This window comes from Actibacterium lipolyticum (genome assembly GCF_900184935.1).
In the GTDB taxonomy this organism is placed as follows: Bacteria; Pseudomonadota; Alphaproteobacteria; order Rhodobacterales; family Rhodobacteraceae; genus Actibacterium_A; species Actibacterium_A lipolyticum.
The window spans coordinates 1,605,651-1,625,831 of sequence record NZ_FXYE01000001.1; the positions used below are offsets into that span (position 1 = coordinate 1,605,651).

A 20,181-nucleotide genomic window follows, 5' to 3' on the forward strand; every position below is an offset into this window, starting at 1 on the left:
AATAACGAGGGGCTAATGCCTGTCCTGTGGATAATCTTGACCATGATCGCCCTAGGGGTGGTTGGCTTCCTAGTTGGGCGCAAACGCGCCATGTCTTCCGTTGATGGCGACCCACGTCATCTTCACTCTTTGCCGAACTATTATGGCGTCAATGTTGCGATGATGACGATGGTCCCATCGCTTCTGCTGCTTCTGCTGTGGATGCTCGTGCAGCCCATGGTCATCGAACGGCAGATTTCGGGCATGATCTCGGACAGTGCGGTAGAGCAGGGGGCCAACCTTAGCCTTGTGATGACCGACGTGCGCCGTGTCGCCAACGGTCTGGACGAAGTTGTTGCGCAAGGTGTCATGACACGTCCAGAGGCGCGCGAAATCAACGCCGAAGCGACGAATGTCCGTGAATTGCTGGGGTCGGTCGGCGTCGCGCTTGGGTCGGATGTTCGTCCCGAAGTTCTGCAGGCCGCTCAGCGGTATCGCGGATTGAAGGGCAAGCTGTCGGTAATGATGGCCGTGGCTGTGATCGGCTTGGGTCTGGTTGGCTTCGCGTATGCGACATACCGCACGACGAAAGATTTCCGGGCACGGAACATCGTCGAAGCAGGCATGAAGGCGCTGCTGATCCTTGCCTCGACAATTGCGATCCTGACGACGCTTGGCATTGTCTTTTCGATGCTTTTCGAAACCCGGAACTTCTTTTCACAATACAGCTGGACAGAATTCTTTTTCGGATTTGTCTGGTCTCCGAACTTCCGCGGCGGGTCAGAGCTGGGCATTCTGCCCTTGCTTTGGGGCACGCTCTATATCTCGTTTATTGCGCTGTTGTTCGCGGTGCCAATCGGGTTGTTCGCGGCGATCTATATGTCCGAATACGCAGGGCCGAAAATGCGGGCGATCGCCAAGCCGTTGATCGAAATCTTGGCCGGCATCCCGACCATCGTTTATGGCCTGTTCGCGCTGATCACCGTCGGCCCGATGTTGCGGGACTATTTCGCGCAACCGCTTGGACTGGGCGAAAGTTCTGCCTCGGTTGCGACTGCAGGGATCGTTATGGGGATCATGCTGATCCCGTTCGTGTCGTCCCTGTCAGACGATATCATCAACGCCGTGCCGCAGACGATGCGCGACGGCTCGCTTGGTTTGGGCGCCACAAAATCGGAAACCATCCGTCAGGTTGTTATCCCCGCCGCTTTGCCGGGTATCGTGGGCGCGATCCTGTTGGCCGCATCGCGTGCCATTGGTGAAACGATGATTGTGGTTTTGGGGGCAGGGGCCGCCGCAAGGATGAGCCTGAACCCCTTTGAGGCCATGACCACCGTCACGGTTAAGATCGTGTCCCAGCTGACGGGCGATACCGATTTTGCCAGCCCTGAAACACTTGTTGCCTTCGCCCTTGGCCTGACCCTGTTCGTGATCACCTTGGGCTTGAACGTCTTCGCGCTTTTCATCGTGCGTAAATACCGGGAGCAGTATGAATGACAGACGCTACGGCTAACCCTACGCCCCCATCGGCGCACAGCGGGTCTTTACTTGTTCAAGACAAGCTAACCAAGAAACGCAACGCGGCAGAAGCCCGGTTTAAGCTATATGGCCTGACGGCTGTCAGCCTTGGCATCCTTGCCTTGGTTCTGTTGCTGGCATCGATCTTGTCAAACGGCCTAAGTTCGTTCCAGCAGACCTTCGTTTCACTGGACGTAGAGCTGGTGGAAGCCAAACTCGACAAAAACGGTAACCGGAACATCGATGACATCAAAAAGGTTTCGACCTTTGGCTATGCACCGTTGATTAAGGCCGCGGTTGAAAAAGCAATCGCCGATGGCGGCATCGAAATCGAAGGCCTGACCGCCAAAGACGCCGCCGGGATCGTTTCCAAAGATGCGCCCGCGCAGTTGCGGAATTACGTTATCGCCAATCCAGAAAAAATCGGGACCACGATCAACTTTAACCTGCTGGCAAACGGCCGGATCGATGGCTACCAAAAGGGCCGCGTTACGAAAGAATCCGCCGAACTGGACAGCAACGTTAGCCCGGAACAGTTGATGCTGGCCGATGCGCTGAAGGAAAATGGCACGCTGGTCAAACGCTTCAACTGGGGCTTTATTACGCGCCCGGATGCGTCTGAAAACAGACCCGAGGCTGCGGGTTTGGGCGTCGCCATTCTTGGGTCGCTTTACATGATGATGGTGGTGCTGGTTCTGGCGCTACCGATCGGCGTGGCCGCGTCTATCTATCTGGAAGAGTTCGCGCCCAAGAACCGCTGGACGGATTTGATTGAGGTTAACATCTCGAACCTCGCGGCGGTTCCGTCCATCGTGTTCGGTATTTTGGGCCTTGCGATCTTTATCAACTTTGCCGGTCTTCCACAGTCTGCGCCAATCGTTGGCGGGCTTGTGCTGACCCTGATGACGCTGCCAACGATCATCATCGCGACCCGCGCCTCGTTGAAATCGGTTCCGCCGTCCATTCGTGACGCAGCATTGGGGGTAGGGGCATCGAAAATGCAATCGGTGCTCCATCACGTGCTGCCACTGGCTGCACCGGGCATTCTGACCGGAACGATCATTGGTCTTGCTCAGGCTCTTGGAGAGACCGCGCCGCTGTTGTTGATCGGAATGGTGGCTTTCGTTCGCGAATACCCATCCGCGCCACCAGAAGGCTTTTTCGACCCTGCTTCGGCTTTGCCGGTACAGGTTTATAACTGGACACAGCGCGCAGACCCTGCCTTTGTGGAACGCGCGTCCGGGGCGATCATCGTCCTGCTAATCTTCCTCGTGTTTATGAACGCCGTCGCCATCATGCTGCGCCGCCGCTTTGAACGCCGCTGGTAAGGGAACGCACAAAAATGAACGACATGCGAATGGTGGAGAGAGAAGTGGACACCAAAGAGGTTAAAATCTCGGCACGGGACTGCCAAGTTTACTACGGCGATAACCACGCGATCAAAGACGTAAATGTCGACATCGAAGACAAGACCGTGACCGCCTTTATCGGCCCATCTGGTTGTGGCAAATCCACCTTCCTGCGGTGCCTGAACCGGATGAATGACACGATCGATATCTGCCGCGTCGAAGGTCAGATTAAGCTGGACGGCGAAGACATCTATGACCCCGCCGTTGACCCGGTGCAGCTGCGCGCGAAGGTCGGCATGGTTTTCCAAAAGCCAAACCCCTTCCCAAAGTCGATCTATGACAACATTGCCTATGGGCCTCGCATCCACGGCCTGGCCAAGAACAAGGCCGACCTAGACGTTATCGTCGAAAAATCGCTCCGTCGTGGTGCGATCTGGGACGAGGTGAAGGATCGTCTTGATAAGCCCGGCACAGGCCTGTCCGGCGGTCAGCAGCAGCGGCTGTGCATCGCGCGGGCGGTTGCGACCGAACCAGAAGTGTTGCTGATGGATGAGCCATGTTCCGCGCTTGACCCAATCGCCACGGCCCAGGTCGAAGAGCTGATCGACGAATTGCGCGGGCGCTATTCGGTCGTGATCGTGACCCATTCGATGCAGCAAGCGGCCCGGGTCAGCCAAAAGACCGCGTTCTTCCACCTTGGTAATTTGGTCGAATTTGGCGAAACCGGCCAAATCTTTACCAACCCCCAAGACCCGCGCACTGAAAGTTATATTACCGGCCGGATCGGCTGAGGAGGACGAGTTTCATGCCAGATCGTGAACATATTGTAACGTCATACGACCGTGACCTTGAAACCATTCAGGCCATGATCATGAAGATGGGTGGCTTGGTTGAAGCAGCCATCCTAGACTCCGCCAATTCACTGGAGCGTCGGGACGAAGAACTCGCCGAGCGTGTCCGCCTAGGCGACAAAGCGATCGACGAACTGGAAGAACGCGTGAACGAAGAATGCGCGAGGCTTTTGGCTCTGCGTCAACCAATTGCGTCTGACCTTCGTACGGTTCTGACTGTGATGAAGATCTCGGCCAACCTTGAACGGGTAGGGGACTATGCCAAGAACTTGGCAAAGCGGACCTCTGTTCTGGTTCAGATGAACCCGATTGAAGGTGCCTCTAGCGCGATCAGACGTATGGCGAAAACCGTCGAAGGTATGATGAAGGACGCACTGGACGCTTATATCCAACGTGACCCGGAATTGGCCCAAGACGTGCGTATGCGCGACCACGAAGTCGATCAGATGTACAACGCGTTGTTCCGTCAATTCCTGACATACATGATGGAAGATCCACGTAATATCACGGCGTGTATGCATCTGCATTTCATCGCAAAAAACATTGAACGCATGGGCGATCACGTAACGTCAATTGCCGAACAGGTCATCTATCTGTCGACCGGTGAAATGCCGGAAGATAACCGGCCCAAAGGCGATTCAACACCATATGAGACGGTTGAGTTAGACTGATGTCCAGTGTTGAGCAGCCGACTGTTCTTGTTGTCGAAGATGAGCCTGCGCAACGTGAAGTGCTGGCCTACAACTTAGAAGCCGAAGGCTTTGCGGTTGCCAAAGCCGAAAACGGCGAAGAAGCTTTGCTTCTGGTCGACGAAGACGCGCCAGACATCATCGTGCTGGATTGGATGTTGCCCAACGTTTCCGGGATCGAAGTTTGCCGGCGTCTGAAAACACGTGCGGAAACTCGGAACGTCCCAATCATCATGCTTTCCGCGCGGTCAGAGGAAGTTGATCGCGTTCGGGGGCTTGAGACTGGTGCCGACGACTATGTCGTAAAGCCGTACTCTGTGGTGGAGCTGATGGCGCGTGTTCGTGCTCAGCTCCGTCGGACACGTCCAGCGACAGTCGGCGAACAGCTGGAGTTTGAGGATATCTTACTGGACGCCGAAACTCACAAGGTGTTCCGCGCTGAAAAGCTTTTGAAGCTTGGCCCGACAGAGTTCCGTCTTCTTTCGACCTTCATGGAAAAGCCCGGACGCGTCTGGAGCCGTGAACAATTGCTGGACCGTGTCTGGGGGCGCGACATCTATGTCGATACGCGCACCGTGGATGTCCATATTGGACGATTGCGCAAAGCACTGTGTCAGTTCGGCGGGGATGACCCAGTACGTACGGTTCGCGGTGCCGGATACGCTCTGGGCTAATTCGCATAATCAGTATTATGTAAAATAAATGAGTTTGCAGACCGTTGAATAGTTCCGTCCCGGCGATTGTACGCTGTCTTTATTCCTTCCAGATCAAGCCTATCGGGCGGCGCTCACGTTCCTTTCGTTCGATTACTGTTAACCATCCGCTTGCCAATTAACGATTGGCGCTCGAAACTTTACGTTGGGGAAATTCAGGTTTCTTTTCCCCGTAAAGAGTTTGCGACCACTCTCGACATGGTAAGGTATTCCTGACTTAATAAGCATTTCTGGGGAATTGCAGCGATATTAAATAAATGGTTGATTCGGTTCGATCCGTGGCCGATTTGTTGAATTGGACGACGGCATGCCGGACGTCATTGGTTTGGTATCAAAGCAATTTAGATAACGAGAAAGCGCGCAGGCCATTTTGTTTCGCTGGCCTTTCGCGCTCATCAAGACGGGTATTGAGGGAATTTGTTGAGTTATGAATCCTAATGATCTGGAAAACCTGATCAATGCACAAACTGTAGAAGAAGTTTGGGCGCATCTGTGTTGCCATATGGAGAAGTTCGGTTTTGATCGGCTTTTGTATGGATTTACGCGTTTTCGGACAGCCAATTCATTTGGGGATCCTCAAGATCTTCTGATCCTGTGCAACCACGACGAAAAATACATCAATGGTTTCATTGAAAAAGGCCACTATTTCCATGCGCCGATGGTCCGCTGGGCCGCGGAAAACGTGGGCGCCTGTTCATGGAGCTGGATCGCAGATCATGCCAAAAACGGCAGCTTCACCGAAGCAGAACAACGTGTCGTAGATTTCAACAGGCTCCACGGTGTTAACGCCGGATATTCGGTAAGCTTCAAGGATTCATCGGTTCGTTCCAAAGGTGCGCTAGGGCTTATTGGTCGTGACGGGATGAGTCAGGGCGACGTGGACGAAATCTGGAGCAAACATGGCGATGAAATTCAGGTTGTCGCGAATGTAGCGCATCTAAAGATTATCTGCCTCCCCTACTCCGGCACGCGCCGCCCGCTGACGCCCCGTCAGCGCGAAGCGTTGGAATGGGTTGGTGATGGCAAGACGACGCAAGACATCGCGACGATCATGGGGCTAACGCCCGCGACCATCGAAAAACATCTTCGGTTGGCACGCGAAGCGTTGAACGTTGAAACGACGGCACAAGCAGTGCTTAAGGCCTCGTTTCAAAACCAAATTTTCCTGCTCGAAGCTTGATGGAAATTGCACGGTAGGGAATCCCCTACTTTGCTTACGCAGCGTAAATAGGCAATCTGACCTTGTTCCGTGAGTGGTGGCATTAGCCTAGGAACATTGGGAGGGAACGCCATGAGATTACGTGAAACGACCCTCCCTTTCCAGGAGACTGGAAAGTCTGGCTAAGGTGTATTTTCGCCAACTGGTCTGACGTTGATTTCGCGCTTCGTCCTTCATCCCCAATGTTGCGGCGCGAAACAAAAAAGGGCGGTGCAGTCATATGCTGCACCGCCTCTTCTTTTGGGTAAAAGCCCCGACAGAAGCCGGGGCTCTAATCCTTAGCCTTTAGCGACTTTTGCCACTTCAGCTGCGAAGTCTTCGACTTCTTTTTCGATGCCTTCGCCAACTTCGACGCGAGCAAAGCCAGTGATTTCAACACCAGCTTCTTCAGCAGCCTGCGCCACAGTCAGATCTGGGTTCACAACGAAAGCCTGACCCAGAAGCGTAACTTCGGACAGGTACTTTTTCATACGACCTTCGATCATCTTTTCGATGACCTGCTCGGGCTTACCGCTTTCACGGGCTTGCTCGGTCAGAACGGCTTTTTCGCGTGCAACCAGTTCTGGGTTCAGATCGTCAGCACCCAAGGAAGCAGGGTTAACAGCAGCAACGTGCATCGCAACCTGACGGCCGAATGCTTCGTTGTCGCCTTTCAGCGCAACCAGTACGCCGATTTTGCCCATGCCTTCGGCAGCAGCGTTATGGACGTAAGACACAACAGTGTCGCCTTCCAACGCAACCATACGACGCAGCGCCATGTTTTCGCCGATCGTAGCGATTTTCGACGTCAGCGTTTCTTCGACGGTTTTGCCGCCAAGGTCAGTCGCTTTCAGCGCGTCCAGGTCAGCTGCGTTAACAGCGGCACCGGCAAACTGGCGAACCATTTCTTGGAATTCGGCGTTTTTACCAACGAAGTCAGTTTCAGAGTTCACTTCAACTGCAACACCGCGGCCTTCGCCAAGGCTAACGGCAACAAGGCCCTCAGCGGCGGTACGGCCGGATTTCTTAGCAGCTTTTGCAAGACCCTTGGTGCGCAGCCAATCAACCGCGGCGTCCATGTCGCCGTCAGTTTCGGTCAGCGCTTTTTTCGCGTCCATCATGCCTGCGCCGGTTGTGTCGCGCAGCTCTTTCACCAATGCAGCGGTGATTGCCATGTCGGCTCTCCTAGATAGAATATCGGTGCCCGAACGCGGCATAACCCGCGTCCGGTATCAGTTCTGTGACAAGCTTAAAATTAAGCTTCTGCAGGTGTTTCAGCAGCAGCTTCTTCAGCCAGTGCTTCTTCAACTGGGTTTTCTTCCAGCGCACCAATGTCAACGCCAGCTGCGTCCATCTGAGCGGTCATGCCGTCCAGCGCCGCGCGGGATACCAGATCACAGTAAAGCGCGATCGCACGAGCCGCGTCATCGTTGCCAGGAACGATATAGTCGATGCCATCTGGCGAGCAGTTGGTGTCGACGATAGCAACAACAGGAATACCCAGCTTTTTCGCTTCTGCGATGGCCAGATCTTCTTTCTTAACGTCGATGACGAAAAGAAGGTCTGGAACGCCGCCCATTTCGCGGATGCCGCCGAGGGAAGCTTGCAGTTTTGTCTGCTCGCGTTCCATGCCCAGACGCTCTTTCTTGGTCAGGCCTTCGGTGCCGGTTTCCATCTGCTCGTCGATAGCTTTCAGACGCTGGATCGACTGGGAAACAGTTTTCCAGTTGGTCAGCGTGCCGCCCAACCAACGGTGGTTCATGTAGTACTGCGCACATTTTTCAGCGGCTTCAGCAACAGGGCGCTGTGCCTGACGCTTGGTGCCTACGAACAGAATGCGGCCGCCGCGTGCTGCGGTTTCACGAACGACGTTCAGCGCCGCGTCCAGCATTGGAACGGTCTGCGTCAGGTCGAGAATGTGGATGCCGTTACGGTCGCCATAGATGAACTCGCCCATGCGGGGGTTCCAGCGTTGTGTTTGGTGACCATAGTGAACGCCAGCTTCAAGAAGCTGACGCATAGAGAAATCGGGAAGCGCCATGTCCATTTCCTTTTCCGGTTTGCGCCTGAGCAGGGTCATAGGGCATTCGCCCAACCGGCGGACCTTTGCGGGATTTCTCCCCGCGTGGCCCAAACCCCGCCTGTGAAGTAAGCGCGCGTTTAAGGTAGCGCGTATATCTTGGCAAGGCCCCTACCCTGAAAAATGCGATTTTTCTGGGGGTAATGTGCTAGTTTTAGCCATTCAAAGGAGAGACCAATGAATTTTCCAGATTTCATGATGTCATTACCAGCATTGGACCTGCCTTTCGACACAGAAACGGTCGAAGCGCGCGTAATCCGTTCTGATCATGGTCTAGCGGCGTTTTTCATATTCTATAAAGACATGGACCTGCCCCCGCATTCGCATAAGGGCCAATGGGGCACCGTGCTTGAGGGGCAGATCGAATTGACCATTGGCGATGCCACGAAAACCTTTCGCCCCGGTGACAGCTATAACATCCCATCGGGTGTCGTGCATTCGGGCCGTGTTCCGGCGGGCACCAAGGTGATCGACGTTTTTGAAGAACCGGATCGATATCCCATCAAAGCCTGATCTTGCGCACGGCTGGGAAAGGTCGCACAAGACTGCATATGACAGCTACGCATAATATCATCTGCATCGGCTCCGTCCTGTGGGACGTGATTGGCCGTGCGCCGAACCATTTGTCTGTTGGCTCTGACGTGCCGGGGCGCATCACGCGGCTTCCGGGTGGCGTTGCGATGAATATCGCGATGACCCTGCGCCGGTTTGGCCTTGTGCCGGCCCTATTAAGTGCCATCGGCGAAGACGAAGAAGGCCGCGAACTTGTGGCGACCTGTACGCGTATGGGTATGGTGACCGATTACATCTATCGTTCGGCCGATCTGCCCACCGACCGCTATATGGCTGTTGAGGGCGGCAACGGCCTGATCGCCGCAATCGCCGATGCGCATTCCCTAGAGGCTGCTGGCGCCAAGATTTTGACAGCCCTAGAAGACGGGCGGCTGGGCAGCGCGAAGGCCCCCTATGCCGGGCCAATCGCGATTGATGGCAACTTGACCGAAGAGTTGCTTCAGGAAATCGCCAAAAGTCCGCTGTTCGCGAATGCGGATTTGCGGATCGCACCCGCCTCTCCTGGCAAAGCGGAACGTTTGCAGCCCCTGCTGGGCCATCAGAACGGCACGCTGTACGTCAATCTGGAAGAGGCCGGGTTGATGTGCCTGTCGACCTTCGAAACATCCCGTCAAGCCGCAGAAGCTCTGATGGCACGCGGTGCCCATCGTGTGCTTGTGACCAACGGCGGCGAAGATGCCACCATGGCGACACCCGGCACGATCTGCTGCCAAACGCCGCCCCCTGTAATGGTGACGCGCGTAACAGGCGCCGGTGATACCTTTATGGCCGCCCATATCGCCGCAGAACTTCGCGGCGATAGCCCCGATGATGCCCTAAGTGCGGCCCTGAAAGCCGCCGCCGTTTACGTTTCCGGAGAGACTCCTTTATGACCGCCCCGCTGACCTTTTCCGCCGAAGTTGCAAACGCAAAGGCCAACGGCCTGCCGATTGTTGCGTTGGAAAGCACGATTATCACCCACGGCATGCCCTTCCCGCAGAACCTTGAAACCGCGCGGTTGGTTGAAAAAAACGTGCGCGATGCGGGTGCGGTTCCGGCAACAATCGCGCTGATGGATGGGCAGATCCACATTGGGTTAGAGGGTGACGCGCTGGAACGTCTGGCCCAAACCAAAGACGCGAAAAAGATCAGCCGGGCCGATATTGCCGCCTGCCTTTCCATGGGCTGGACGGGCGCAACAACCGTGGCGGCGACTATGATATGCGCGCAGTTGGCGGGCATCCACGTGTTTGCCACCGGCGGCATTGGCGGCGTCCATCGCGGCGCAGAGCTTGATTTCGACATCTCCGCCGACCTTCAGGAATTGGCGCAAACGGCGGTTACTGTCGTCGGCGCTGGGGCCAAGGCCATTCTGGACCTGCCCAAAACGTTAGAGGTTCTTGAAACCCTTGGTGTGCCCGTCATTGGATACGGCACTGATGACCTGCCCGCGTTTTGGTCGCGCAGCGCGGGGCTTCCCGCACCTCTTCGGATGGATACGGCGGCGGAAATTGCCGCAGCGCACGTCATGCGTGGAAAATTGGGGCTGTCCGGCGGTCAGCTTGTTGCCAACCCCATCCCGGTCGCGGATGAAATTCCATCGGATCAGATTAACCCAATCATCGAAGCCGCGCTTGCTGATGCAAAAGGTATTTCCGCAAAAGAAGTTACGCCCTTCCTGTTACGCCGGATCTTTGACCTGACCGAGGGACGCTCGTTGACCGCAAACATCTCTCTTGTGCTTAACAATGCGCGGCTTGCTGCTGCAATCGCCCGCGAAATTGGCGCAAACTGAATGAATTACAGTCCGTATCAGCGCACCGTGTTGTAGTGCCGTCGCCAAGTACATAGATTGCGGCACAACAAGGAAGCGCGCATAGCATGTTTGAACAAGAAGAAAATAACGAGCAACAAAACCGCAAACGGCGCGCCCCCCTCGGTGGGGTACGCGGCTCGTTCCTGACGGGCTTGGTCGTGATTGCACCAATCGGCCTGACAGTGTGGCTGGTCTGGACAGTCATCGGCTGGGTCGACGGGTTCGTCCTACCGTTCGTGCCGGCAAAATATCATCCGCAAAACTTCATCGGGATCGATATTCACGGCGTCGGCGTGATCTTCTTCCTGCTTTTTACACTGGTCATTGGGTGGATCGCAAAAGGGCTGATTGGGCGGTCGTTTCTGTCATGGGCCGAAGGGCTTGTTGATCGGATGCCCGTTGTAAGGTCCGTCTATAACGGATTGAAACAACTTGCAGAAACTGTTTTGGCGCAATCGGAATCGTCCTTCGAACAAGCCTGCCTTATCGAATATCCGCGTAAAGGTATCTGGGCTGTGGCATTCGTTTCAACCACCACAAAGGGCGAAGTTGACCGGCGCATCCCCCGCGAAGAGCCATTGATCAGCGTTTTCCTTCCCACCACCCCAAACCCAACGTCGGGCTTTTTGCTTTTCGTTCCGCGCGAAGAGGTTATCCTGCTGGATATGAGCGTTGAGGATGCGGCCAAATTGGTGATCTCTGCCGGGTTGGTCTACCCGAACGACAAGGTTCAATCTGGCACGCCTCGGGTCGAGAAACAGCCAGAGCTTCTGGATCACTAACCCCAGATGTTCGCCGCTGCTATCACCGGATATCTGACCGCGTTTTCGCTTATCCTTGCGATTGGCGCACAGAATGCATTTGTGTTGCGTCAGGGCCTGTTGCGCGCGCACGTCTTTTGGCTGTGCCTGCTTTGCGCGCTATCCGACGCGATCTTGATCACGGCGGGCGTTGCAGGCTTTAGCGCGGTTGTTCACCTTTACCCGACGCTGCCAAAGCTAATGGCGCTAGCCGGTGCTGCCTTCCTGTTTGTCTATGGTGCCATGCGGTTTTACGCGGCGTGGAAAGGCAATTACGAATTGGTCCTTTCCGGACAATCCGCGCCTCTGTGGCCAACCCTTGCCACAGCCGCCGCTTTTACGTGGCTTAACCCCCACGTCTACCTTGATACGCTGGGGCTGATCGGCGCGGTATCCACGCAGTTTGAACCGACACCGCAAAAGATTGCCTTTGCTGTTGCTGCCACGGCTGCCTCTTTCAGCTTTTTCTTTGGCCTTGGATATGGCGCGCGCATGTTGGCACCGATCATGCAGAGCGTGCGTGCTTGGCGCATTTTCGACATCGGCGTGGGCGCCGTCATGTGGATGATCGCGCTGGCGCTGCTGACGGGCGAATTCTAGTTAAACATCGCCGCCAGATCGACGGTCGAGTCGTTGTTGATTGCGCCACGATGCGTTTCAAGGAACCCATCAGCCGCAGCGCGCCCAGCCTGAAACAGATCATCCAACAGCAACGGATTTGGCACCAGCTTGGTGACGACGTTAAGCTTTTGCATCAACGTATCGTCCGAAACCATGTGAATTAAAACGTTTTTCATGGTCCCCTCTTCGATCCGACCCTCTGCGATCAGGCGTTTCACAAACGCGATGGAGCGAAGCTCGCGCAGAAGCGATGAATTGAAGCTGACCTCGTTAATTCGGTTTTGGATGTCTTGCGGGGTCACCGGAACGCTGTCGCGGACCAATGGGTTGATGTTCACCACCACGATATCATCAGGCAGTTTCAGATCATAAAGTGGGAAAAGCGCAGGGTTGCCGGTATACCCGCCATCCCAATAGGCCTCTGTCTTGCCGGTTGTTGGGTCATCAATCTCGATCGCTTTAAACACGGTCGGCAAACACGCCGAGGCCAAGATCGCATCGGTTGAGATTTCATCCTTCGTGAAGATCCGCGCCTTCCCCGTTCGCACGTTCGTTGCGCAGACATAGAACCGCGGCCCTTCAGCCGTACACACCCGGCCAAAATCGAACTGATCAACCACGCGCTGCAACGGGTTTTGATAAAACGGCCCATAGAAATAAGGGCTCATCATACGCGATGCGGTATCGACCAACGAATTGGACAGGGACAGCTCGATGGTGCGTGACAGTGCGGCGGTGCCGGGTGCAAACCCCGCCATCCAGCTGTTCATGCGCATGTCACCGACAGCACCGATTTGCCCCCAAAGCCAGGCAAGGTTCTCGCGTGCGCCCTCGCGCCCACCTGACAATAGACCGGCCTTTAACGCGGCCCCATTCAGCGCCCCGGCCGACGTGCCCGAGATGGCGGCGATTTCGATGCCCTCATCCTCAAGGATACGGTCAAGCACGCCCCATGTGAACGCGCCGTGCGCGCCGCCGCCTTGAAGGGCCAAGTTTATCCGTTTGACGGCCAAACCGGCCCTCCAGTTCTGGTCAGGGCGTCAAAGGGCGGTCCAGCCGCCATCGACGCTGATTGTGGTGCCGGTGATCTGCGCCGCGGCATCAGAACATAGGAACACAGCGGTACCGCCGATTTGTTCAACCGTTGCGAAGGCCTTGGACGGCTGGCGCGCAAGCAGCACGTCGCGGACAACCGTATCACGGTCCATGTTGTATTCTTTCATCGTATCCGGAATCTGAGACTCCACCAGCGGCGTCAACACATAGCCGGGGCAGATTGCGTTCGCGGTGATCGGCTCTTCCGCGGTTTCCAAGGCGATCACTTTGGTCATGCCGACGACGCCGTGCTTGGCGGCGACATAAGCGGATTTGAATGGCGACGCGGTAAGCCCATGTGCCGAGGCGATGTTAACCACCCTGCCCCAACCAGCCTTACGCATCATCGGCAACGCCGCAGCGGCCGTATGAAACGAAGAATTCATGTTGATCGCGATGATCGCATCCCACTTTTCCGCCGGGAATTCATCAACCGGGGCGACGTGCTGAATACCGGCATTGTTCACCAAAATATCGCAGACACCCGCCTGTTCGATCAGCGCGCGGCACTCATCCCCTTTGGACATGTCGGCCTTGATATAGCGTGCGGTCACGCCATGCTCTTTTCCAAGGGCTTCGGCCAGTTTGTGATCTTCGTCACGGTCGGTAAAGGAGTTCAGAACCACATTGGCACCAGCCTTGGCCAGTTCATGGGCAACGCCCAGACCGATACCCGAGTTTGAGCCGGTGATAACGGCGGTCTTTCCCTTAAGCGACATTGCGGTTCCTCCTGCATTGGTTGGATGCAGCGCGAATTGCTGCATATGCGAAACATGGATCATCGCCACAGATATTGCGAGGGGGAAACCACGCAGATAACGCCCCGACCCTATTTCAACGCACGATTTGGTGGAAAAGTTTCTGCAGCGCAAAAAAAAACGCCCGCGCGAAGCGGGCGTTAAGTTATTGAGGCAGGTTTCATACAGGCAAGAAACCTATCGAGCAGTGCCCTCTTTATACGCAAACTCTGGCCACCGTCCAAGCTAAAAGTTTGAAATGGTTGGGAAGCGGGCTTAGGGTTGCAGTCAAAGAATACAGGGATCTTGAGGATTGTTGCAGAAATGAAACCATTATTTTATCGCCGAACACGACTCGTCGCCGCAGCATGCGCCGCGATTCTATCAGCGGGATTCGTGGCAGCCGAACCAAAGCATGGCATAGCTATGTATGGCGAACCGGCCTTGCCACCTGATTTTGTGTCGTTGCCCTTTGTGAACGCCGATGCCCCCAAGGGCGGGAAAATCGTCACGGGCGAAGTTGGCACGTTCGATTCCCTTAATCCGCACATCCTTAAGGGGCGCGTTCCTTGGCAGCTTAGGTTTCTGGCCTACGAAAGCCTGATGGGCCGCAGCTATGATGAGCCTTTCACCCTTTACGGCCTTCTGGCCGAATCGATAGAGACAGGCCCGAACCGCGAATGGGTTGAATTTACCCTGCGCCCAGAGGCGAAGTTTTCCGACGGCACCCCTGTTACGGTCGAAGATGTTTTGTGGTCATACGAAACGCTCGGCACTGTGGGGCACCCGCGCTATCACAGCAGCTGGAAGAAGGTCACCAGCGCCGAGATTACTGGCGAACGTAAGATCAAGTTCACCTTTGATACGGACGACCGTGAACTTGCGCTGATCTTCGGGATGCGCCCGATCTTGAAAAAGGCGCAGTGGGAAGGAAAAGACTTCTCGGAAAGCGGCTTGGACGAAGTCCCAATTTCCAGCGCGCCATACGTGATCGACGATTTCGCGCCGGGCCGGTTTGTGTCCTTGAAACGCAATCCCGATTACTGGGGGAACGACATCCCATTCCGTAAGGGGACGAACAATCTGGATGAAGTCCGGTTCGAATTCTTCGGCGACTTCAATGCCATGTTCGAAGCGTTCAAAGCGGGTGAAATCAACACCAACCGTGAAACCAGCGCCGCACGTTGGGAAACGAACTATGACTTCCCGGCGATCCGCGATGGGCAGATGGTAAAATCCGTCATTCCACATAAACGCCCCACGGGGATCAGGGGGTTGGTTTTCAATACTCGAAACCCGATCTTCGCCGACTGGCGCGTGCGCGAAGCACTTATCGATGCGTTCAACTTTGAATTCATCAACCAGACATTGAACGGCGGCAGCGAACAACGCATCACGTCGTATTTTTCCAACTCGGTCCTTGGCATGTCGCATGATGCGGCCCAAGGGAAAGTGAAAGAGTTTCTGGAACCGTTCGCCAGCGAACTGCCCCCCGGCACCATCGAAGGATACAGCCTGCCCGTTTCGGACGGCAAAGAATCCAACCGCAAAAACATCAGAAAAGCGATCAAGCTGCTTGAAGAAGCGGGTTGGAAGGTTGGTGATGACGGCGTCATGAAAAACGCTGCGGGCGAGCCTTTCACCTTTGAAATCGTGCTAGAGCAGGACGAAACGAATGCGCAGCAGATCGTCGACATCTATATCGAAGCCCTGAAACGTCTGGGTATCTTCCCACAGGTAACGATGATCGACGACGCGCAATATAAGGTGCGCACCACGGATTATGATTTCGACATGGCATATTATGCCCGTGGTATGTCCCTTAGCCCCGGCAACGAACAGACGCTTTACTGGGGCTCGGAAGGCGTAACCGAACCCGGCACGTGGAACTGGATGGGTATGAACTCTCCGGCCGCCGAAGCGATGATCGACAAGTTGCTCAATTCGGCATCCCACGACGATTTCCTTGCCGCAACCAAAGCGCTTGATCGGGTTCTGACGGCTGGACGTTATGTCATCCCTGTCTGGCATGCCCCCGTCGCGCGTATTGCCCACGCGAAAGAGCTGCGCTATCCCGAAACCATCCCGATGTATGGGGATTGGATCGGGTTTCAGCCCGATATCTGGTGGTATTCGGAGGACTGAATGAAACGAACTCTATTGATCGTCGGGCTGCTGCTTGCAGTGGCCGGATGCTCCACCGTCGAAGGTATGGGCGAAGACATCTCTTCCGGCGCACGCGCGGTTCGCAACGCGCTTTAACGGCGCACTTGGCAAGGTTGGCGATTGATGGGCAGTTTTGAGCGGTATTTATCCGTCTGGGTTGGTGCGAGCATTCTTGCGGGTGTGGTTCTGGGGAACCTGATCCCGCAGGTGTTTGTCGCCATTGCCGGTCTTGAAATTGCCCATGTAAACCTTGTCGTTGCGGTTCTGATCTGGGTCATGATCTATCCGATGATGGTCCAGATCGACTTTTCGTCTCTGAAAGACGTCGGAGAGTCGCCCCGCGGGCTGGTGATGACGGTCATCATCAATTGGTTGGTCAAGCCGTTCACCATGGCCGCGCTTGGCTGGCTGTTCTTCCGGGTTTTCTTTGCCGGGATCGTGGACCCAGAAACGGCCAATGAATACATCGCAGGCATGATCCTGCTTGGGGTCGCCCCCTGCACCGCAATGGTGTTCGTCTGGAGCCAAATGACCAAGGGCGATCCGAATTACACGCTTGTCCAAGTGTCGGTGAACGACATCATCATGATCTTTGCCTTTGCGCCGATTGCTGCGTTTTTGCTGGGTGTGTCAGATGTGTCCGTCCCTTGGGAAACACTGCTGATATCTGTGGTGCTTTACGTTGTGCTGCCGCTGGTCGCCGGGGCGCTGACACGGCGTGTGCTTGAGGCGCGCAATTCAGGTTCCATCGACAACTTTCTGACGACGCTGAAGCCCTGGTCTGCAATCGGGTTGCTGGGCACCGTTACCCTACTGTTCGGGTTTCAGGCGGAAACGATTATCGCAAAGCCGGGCACGATTGGGTTGATCGCTATTCCCCTGATCATCCAAAGCTATGGGATTTTCGCCATCGCCTATGGCGTCGCGCGCAGTCTAGCCCTGCCCCATAACATCGCGGCACCGGCATGCATGATCGGCACCTCAAACTTCTTTGAGCTGGCCGTTGCCGTGGCCATTTCGCTGTTCGGGCTGAATTCCGGTGCTGCGCTGGCCACCGTCGTGGGCGTCCTGGTCGAGGTGCCGGTGATGCTGTCGCTGGTTTGGTTTGCCAATCGCACGCGCCACTGGTTCCCGGAAAACGCCAAGCGCTAGCTTAAGGATGTCACCCACAGAATGGTGGCGTCTTCTTGGCTGACGGAAACCACATTGTGCCCCATGGCGGCATCGTAATAGGCACTATCACCACGGCGCATTTCCACGGGTTCGTAGAACTCTGTGAACAGGGTAATCACGCCTGTCAGCACGTACAGGAATTCTTCGCCGTCATGGCGCACCCAGCCATCGAATTCGTCGAATGACCGGGCACGCACCTGCGCGCGATACGGCAGCATTTGCTTTTTGGTAAGTGCACCGGCCAACAGTTCGTGTTCATAGGTCGTCGTGGCGTGCGCTGCCCCTTCGCCGGATTTGGTCACGGTCATACGCCCGTTGACCTGCCCTTTCTTTGGCGGTGTGAAAAGCTGCGGCACAGAAATGGTCAAACCTTCGGCAAGCTTCTTCAGCGCCTCATAGGTCGGGGACATCTGCCCGTTTTCGATTTTCGAAAGGGTCGATCGCGCCAAGCCCGCGTGGTTCGCCGCCTGCTCTAGGGTCCAACCCTTGGCATTGCGCAGTTCGCGCACACGTTCGCCCAGATTAAGCGGTTCAACGCGGCCCCGCTCACCAGAGGCGCGAGCCAGACGGATAAGACTGGGTTGTTCTTGATCGCTCATGACTTGTGCATTTAACCACATGGTCGTGCGCTTGCAACTGCACCGGCTGAGGGATAGCAGAGTCTTATGCAAGCGCTTTTCGATGATAACCCACCGTCGCCCTGCCCATCGCCGTTCAACCTTGCGGGATACGTTCTGGCGCAGGCCGCCCAGCAGCCTGAAAAGACTGCCCTTTCCATTGTCACGCCTGACCATGCCGACACGTGGACATATCAGCGGCTTGAACGCGCCGTGCGCGGCGTTGCCAGCGGTCTTGCAGCACACGGGCTTTCCCCCGGCGACAGGGTCTTGCTGCGCCTTGGGAACACAGTGGATTTCCCGATCGCGTTTTTGGGGGCGATTGCGGCAGGTTTCGTTCCTGTCCCGACCTCGGCCCAGCTGACCGCGCCTGAAATCACCAAGCTTGCGCATGAGATTGAACCGGCAATGGTTATCGCCGGCCCCGGTGTTCCGCTGCCCACAACCGACACGCCGGTGATTACCAGTGCCGGGCTGGAAGCGATGTTCTCCCTTGATCCGACTGACTACGCCATGGGTGACCCGAACCGGCCCGCCTATATGATCTATACTTCGGGCACTGGTGGCAGTCCGCGTGGCGTTGTCCACGCCCATCGCGCGGTCTGGGCTCGCCGTCTGATGTGGAGCGGGTGGTACGACCTTAACCTTGATGACCGGCTGCTTCACGCCGGTGCGTTTAACTGGACTTATACATTGGGCACCGGGCTGCTTGACCCATGGGCCGCTGGCGCGACGGCGCTTATCCCCGGCGAAGGGGTCAGCGCCGATCAGCTACCCCAATTGCTGGAACAATATGACGCCACCATCTTTGCCGCAGCGCCGGGTGTTTACCGCCAAATCCTAAAGACGCCCCTGACGATCGAAATGCCCAGCCTTCGGCATGGCTTGTCAGCGGGTGAGAAACTGCCCGAAGCCACCCGGCAAGCCTGGACCAACGCCACCGGCACGAACGTGTACGAGGCGCTGGGGATGTCGGAATGTTCCACTTTCATATCCGGCTCGCCTTTGCGTCCGGCGACCGCGCCCGCGTCGGGGTATCCGCAGCCGGGCCGCCGTATTGCGGTGTTGGACGAGGCATTCGACCCCGTCGAACGCGGCCATCCGGGGCAATTGGCCGTGTCGTCCCGCGATGCTGGCCTGATGCTTGGATATTGGAAAGCCGAAGAAGAAACCAAAGCCAAGTTTCACGGCGAATGGTTCCTGACCGGCGATATGGTCCAAATGGGCGAAGACGGCGCGATCGCCTATCTGGGCCGTACCGATGACATGATGAACGCCGGTGGCTTTCGCGTTTCCCCGGTTGAGGTTGAGGCCGCCCTTACCCAACACCCCGACATCACCGAAGTCGCCGCAACCGAGGTGCAGGTGAAAGCCGACACAACCGTGATTGCCGCCTTTTATACCGGGGCGAAAACGGCCGATGAAAATCTGCAAAGCTTTTCGGCCGAACGGTTGGCCCGCTATAAGCAACCTCGACTTTTCATTCACATGGATGCCTTGCCCAAAGGTGGCAACGGCAAACTCAACCGTCGCGCCCTGCGTGCCAGCTGGGAGGCTGCACATGATTAAACTTGATATCCTGTCCGATCCGATTTGCCCGTGGTGCTATATCGGCAAAAGCTATCTTGATCGGGCGTTGGCAAACCACCCTGATCATCCGTTCACAATTGAATGGCACCCGTTCCAACTGAACCCCGATATGCCGGCGGGCGGTATGGATCGCCGCGAATACCTAGAGACGAAATTCAACGGCAAGGAAAACGCGGTTAAGGTCTATTCCCAGATCGCCGAAGCCGCCGAAGCGGCGGGTTTGATGATCAACTTCGCCGGGATCGAACGCACACCCAACACGCTGAACGCCCATCGCCTGATCCATTGGGCCGGGATCGAAGGCCGCCAAACGCCGGTCGTTTCCTTCCTGTTCGAATCCTATTTCGAAAAGGGCCAAGATATCGGTTCAACGGATGTGCTGGTCGAGATCGCCGAACGCGCTGAGATGGACGGCGACATGATCCGCCGCCTTATTGCTGGTGACGCCGACGCCGACATGATCCGCCAGCGCGATGCCCACGCCCGCGAGCGTGGCGTTACAGGCGTTCCGACATTCATTTTGGCCAACCAACACGTGCTTGTCGGCGCGCAGCAACCCGAGGTTTGGGAACAAGTTGTGGCAGAGCTGGCCGAACAAAAACCAACCGAGGAGCCCCTGCACTAACGTAGGGACGGC

Annotated in this window: 21 protein-coding genes; 16 read left to right on the forward strand and 5 right to left on the reverse strand. The window is 56.1% G+C overall.

Annotated features, from left to right (window positions below; genetic code table 11):
• The first annotated feature begins 15 nt into the window (after positions 1 to 15).
• The 6 genes from pstC (at position 16) to COL8621_RS07940 (ending at position 6,279) form a co-directional block, all read left to right on the forward strand.
• Positions 16 to 1,476 (forward strand): phosphate ABC transporter permease subunit PstC, encoded by a 1,461-nt coding sequence (pstC, locus tag COL8621_RS07915; protein ID WP_093966704.1) that lies wholly within the window; start codon positions 16 to 18, stop codon positions 1,474 to 1,476.
• A complete protein-coding gene (pstA, locus tag COL8621_RS07920; RefSeq protein ID WP_093966705.1) occupies positions 1,473 to 2,825 on the forward strand; it encodes a phosphate ABC transporter permease PstA in 1,353 nt (450 codons plus the stop codon). Before pstC ends, pstA begins: the two co-directional genes overlap by 4 nt.
• Before the next feature lie 14 nt (positions 2,826 to 2,839).
• On the forward strand, positions 2,840 to 3,637 hold the full coding sequence (gene pstB, locus COL8621_RS07925; protein WP_093966706.1) for a phosphate ABC transporter ATP-binding protein PstB: 798 nt from the start codon (positions 2,840 to 2,842) through the stop codon (positions 3,635 to 3,637).
• Between the two features lie 14 nt (positions 3,638 to 3,651).
• Positions 3,652 to 4,368, forward strand: a complete 717-nt coding sequence (phoU, locus tag COL8621_RS07930) for a phosphate signaling complex protein PhoU (RefSeq protein WP_093966707.1) — start codon at positions 3,652 to 3,654, stop codon at positions 4,366 to 4,368.
• The gene (gene phoB / locus COL8621_RS07935) at positions 4,368 to 5,060 is read left to right on the forward strand and encodes a phosphate regulon transcriptional regulator PhoB (protein ID WP_093966708.1); all 693 of its coding nucleotides are present in this window, start codon (positions 4,368 to 4,370) and stop codon (positions 5,058 to 5,060) included. The genes phoU and phoB overlap by 1 nt, the downstream gene beginning before the upstream one ends.
• Before the next feature lie 466 nt (positions 5,061 to 5,526).
• Positions 5,527 to 6,279 (forward strand): LuxR family transcriptional regulator, encoded by a 753-nt coding sequence (locus COL8621_RS07940; protein ID WP_093966709.1) that lies wholly within the window; start codon positions 5,527 to 5,529, stop codon positions 6,277 to 6,279.
• A 317-nt stretch (positions 6,280 to 6,596) separates the two neighbouring features.
• Here COL8621_RS07940 and tsf read toward each other — a convergent pair whose 3' ends face one another.
• Positions 6,597 to 7,472: a translation elongation factor Ts gene (tsf, locus tag COL8621_RS07945; RefSeq protein ID WP_093966710.1), complete on the reverse strand. Its 876-nt coding sequence runs from the start codon at positions 7,470 to 7,472 to the stop codon at positions 6,597 to 6,599.
• A gap of 80 nt (positions 7,473 to 7,552) precedes the next feature.
• A complete protein-coding gene (gene rpsB, locus COL8621_RS07950; RefSeq protein ID WP_093966979.1) occupies positions 7,553 to 8,338 on the reverse strand; it encodes a 30S ribosomal protein S2 in 786 nt (261 codons plus the stop codon).
• 216 nt (positions 8,339 to 8,554) lie between these two features.
• Here rpsB and COL8621_RS07955 point away from each other — a divergent pair, with 216 nt between their 5' ends.
• The 5 genes from COL8621_RS07955 (at position 8,555) to COL8621_RS07975 (ending at position 12,145) form a co-directional block, all read left to right on the forward strand.
• Positions 8,555 to 8,890: a cupin domain-containing protein gene (locus COL8621_RS07955; protein ID WP_093966711.1), complete on the forward strand. Its 336-nt coding sequence runs from the start codon at positions 8,555 to 8,557 to the stop codon at positions 8,888 to 8,890.
• Positions 8,891 to 8,928: 38 nt separating this feature from the next.
• Positions 8,929 to 9,822 carry a PfkB family carbohydrate kinase gene (locus COL8621_RS07960; protein WP_093966712.1) on the forward strand — a complete coding sequence of 298 codons (894 nt, stop codon included), beginning with the start codon at positions 8,929 to 8,931 and terminating at the stop codon, positions 9,820 to 9,822.
• The gene (locus COL8621_RS07965; RefSeq protein WP_093966713.1) at positions 9,819 to 10,724 is read left to right on the forward strand and encodes a pseudouridine-5'-phosphate glycosidase; all 906 of its coding nucleotides are present in this window, start codon (positions 9,819 to 9,821) and stop codon (positions 10,722 to 10,724) included. The genes COL8621_RS07960 and COL8621_RS07965 overlap by 4 nt, the downstream gene beginning before the upstream one ends.
• Positions 10,725 to 10,810: 86 nt before the next feature.
• A complete protein-coding gene (locus COL8621_RS07970; protein WP_093966714.1) occupies positions 10,811 to 11,527 on the forward strand; it encodes a DUF502 domain-containing protein in 717 nt (238 codons plus the stop codon).
• A 6-nt stretch (positions 11,528 to 11,533) separates the two neighbouring features.
• Complete coding sequence (locus COL8621_RS07975; RefSeq protein ID WP_093966715.1) at positions 11,534 to 12,145, forward strand: LysE/ArgO family amino acid transporter; 612 nt, start codon at positions 11,534 to 11,536, stop codon at positions 12,143 to 12,145.
• Here the strand turns inward: COL8621_RS07975 and COL8621_RS07980 are convergent.
• Both COL8621_RS07980 and COL8621_RS07985 read right to left on the reverse strand, forming a co-directional pair.
• On the reverse strand, positions 12,142 to 13,179 hold the full coding sequence (locus COL8621_RS07980) for a patatin-like phospholipase family protein (protein ID WP_093966716.1): 1,038 nt from the start codon (positions 13,177 to 13,179) through the stop codon (positions 12,142 to 12,144). The genes COL8621_RS07975 and COL8621_RS07980 overlap by 4 nt on opposite strands.
• Positions 13,180 to 13,206: 27 nt before the next feature.
• Positions 13,207 to 13,980, reverse strand: coding sequence for a 3-hydroxybutyrate dehydrogenase (locus COL8621_RS07985; protein WP_093966980.1), 774 nt, complete (start codon positions 13,978 to 13,980; stop codon positions 13,207 to 13,209).
• Between the two features lie 342 nt (positions 13,981 to 14,322).
• On the opposite strand from COL8621_RS07985, the gene COL8621_RS07990 reads away from it, so the two are divergent.
• From COL8621_RS07990 to arsB, 3 genes are read left to right on the forward strand one after another with little or no spacing between them, the layout of a single operon-like run.
• Positions 14,323 to 16,143 (forward strand): extracellular solute-binding protein, encoded by a 1,821-nt coding sequence (locus COL8621_RS07990; protein ID WP_093966717.1) that lies wholly within the window; start codon positions 14,323 to 14,325, stop codon positions 16,141 to 16,143.
• Positions 16,144 to 16,260, forward strand: coding sequence for a lipoprotein (locus COL8621_RS07995; protein WP_093966718.1), 117 nt, complete (start codon positions 16,144 to 16,146; stop codon positions 16,258 to 16,260).
• 27 nt (positions 16,261 to 16,287) lie between these two features.
• Entirely contained in the window at positions 16,288 to 17,316 is a 1,029-nt protein-coding gene (arsB, locus tag COL8621_RS08000) for an ACR3 family arsenite efflux transporter (RefSeq protein ID WP_093966719.1), read from the forward strand.
• Here arsB and COL8621_RS08005 read toward each other — a convergent pair.
• Positions 17,313 to 17,936, reverse strand: a complete 624-nt coding sequence (locus COL8621_RS08005) for a helix-turn-helix domain-containing protein (protein WP_093966981.1) — start codon at positions 17,934 to 17,936, stop codon at positions 17,313 to 17,315. The two genes, arsB and COL8621_RS08005, sit on opposite strands and share 4 nt — an antisense overlap.
• A gap of 66 nt (positions 17,937 to 18,002) precedes the next feature.
• Here COL8621_RS08005 and COL8621_RS08010 point away from each other — a divergent pair, with 66 nt between their 5' ends.
• Positions 18,003 to 19,523: a class I adenylate-forming enzyme family protein gene (locus tag COL8621_RS08010; RefSeq protein ID WP_093966720.1), complete on the forward strand. Its 1,521-nt coding sequence runs from the start codon at positions 18,003 to 18,005 to the stop codon at positions 19,521 to 19,523.
• Entirely contained in the window at positions 19,516 to 20,169 is a 654-nt protein-coding gene (locus tag COL8621_RS08015) for a DsbA family oxidoreductase (protein WP_093966721.1), read from the forward strand. Before COL8621_RS08010 ends, COL8621_RS08015 begins: the two co-directional genes overlap by 8 nt.
• The last annotated feature ends 12 nt before the right edge of the window (positions 20,170 to 20,181 follow it).

What these genes read in the sequence shown, in the direction of transcription:
- COL8621_RS07990 (WP_093966717.1), top strand. Translation starts at nt 14,323, where the DNA reads ATGAAACCATTATTTTATCGCCGAACACGACTCGTCGCCGCAGCATGC.
- tsf (WP_093966710.1), bottom strand. Translation starts at nt 7,472, where the DNA reads ATGGCAATCACCGCTGCATTGGTGAAAGAGCTGCGCGACACAACCGGC.
- COL8621_RS08015 (WP_093966721.1), top strand. Translation starts at nt 19,516, where the DNA reads ATGATTAAACTTGATATCCTGTCCGATCCGATTTGCCCGTGGTGCTAT.
- COL8621_RS07960 (WP_093966712.1), top strand. Translation starts at nt 8,929, where the DNA reads ATGACAGCTACGCATAATATCATCTGCATCGGCTCCGTCCTGTGGGAC.
- phoB (WP_093966708.1), top strand. Translation starts at nt 4,368, where the DNA reads ATGTCCAGTGTTGAGCAGCCGACTGTTCTTGTTGTCGAAGATGAGCCT.
- COL8621_RS07975 (WP_093966715.1), top strand. Translation starts at nt 11,534, where the DNA reads ATGTTCGCCGCTGCTATCACCGGATATCTGACCGCGTTTTCGCTTATC.
- COL8621_RS07940 (WP_093966709.1), top strand. Translation starts at nt 5,527, where the DNA reads ATGAATCCTAATGATCTGGAAAACCTGATCAATGCACAAACTGTAGAA.
- phoU (WP_093966707.1), top strand. Translation starts at nt 3,652, where the DNA reads ATGCCAGATCGTGAACATATTGTAACGTCATACGACCGTGACCTTGAA.
- COL8621_RS07995 (WP_093966718.1), top strand. Translation starts at nt 16,144, where the DNA reads ATGAAACGAACTCTATTGATCGTCGGGCTGCTGCTTGCAGTGGCCGGA.
- pstA (WP_093966705.1), top strand. Translation starts at nt 1,473, where the DNA reads ATGACAGACGCTACGGCTAACCCTACGCCCCCATCGGCGCACAGCGGG.
- COL8621_RS07985 (WP_093966980.1), bottom strand. Translation starts at nt 13,980, where the DNA reads ATGTCGCTTAAGGGAAAGACCGCCGTTATCACCGGCTCAAACTCGGGT.
- rpsB (WP_093966979.1), bottom strand. Translation starts at nt 8,338, where the DNA reads ATGGCGCTTCCCGATTTCTCTATGCGTCAGCTTCTTGAAGCTGGCGTT.
- COL8621_RS08005 (WP_093966981.1), bottom strand. Translation starts at nt 17,936, where the DNA reads ATGAGCGATCAAGAACAACCCAGTCTTATCCGTCTGGCTCGCGCCTCT.
- COL8621_RS08010 (WP_093966720.1), top strand. Translation starts at nt 18,003, where the DNA reads ATGCAAGCGCTTTTCGATGATAACCCACCGTCGCCCTGCCCATCGCCG.
- pstB (WP_093966706.1), top strand. Translation starts at nt 2,840, where the DNA reads ATGAACGACATGCGAATGGTGGAGAGAGAAGTGGACACCAAAGAGGTT.
- pstC (WP_093966704.1), top strand. Translation starts at nt 16, where the DNA reads ATGCCTGTCCTGTGGATAATCTTGACCATGATCGCCCTAGGGGTGGTT.
- COL8621_RS07965 (WP_093966713.1), top strand. Translation starts at nt 9,819, where the DNA reads ATGACCGCCCCGCTGACCTTTTCCGCCGAAGTTGCAAACGCAAAGGCC.
- COL8621_RS07970 (WP_093966714.1), top strand. Translation starts at nt 10,811, where the DNA reads ATGTTTGAACAAGAAGAAAATAACGAGCAACAAAACCGCAAACGGCGC.
- COL8621_RS07955 (WP_093966711.1), top strand. Translation starts at nt 8,555, where the DNA reads ATGAATTTTCCAGATTTCATGATGTCATTACCAGCATTGGACCTGCCT.
- arsB (WP_093966719.1), top strand. Translation starts at nt 16,288, where the DNA reads ATGGGCAGTTTTGAGCGGTATTTATCCGTCTGGGTTGGTGCGAGCATT.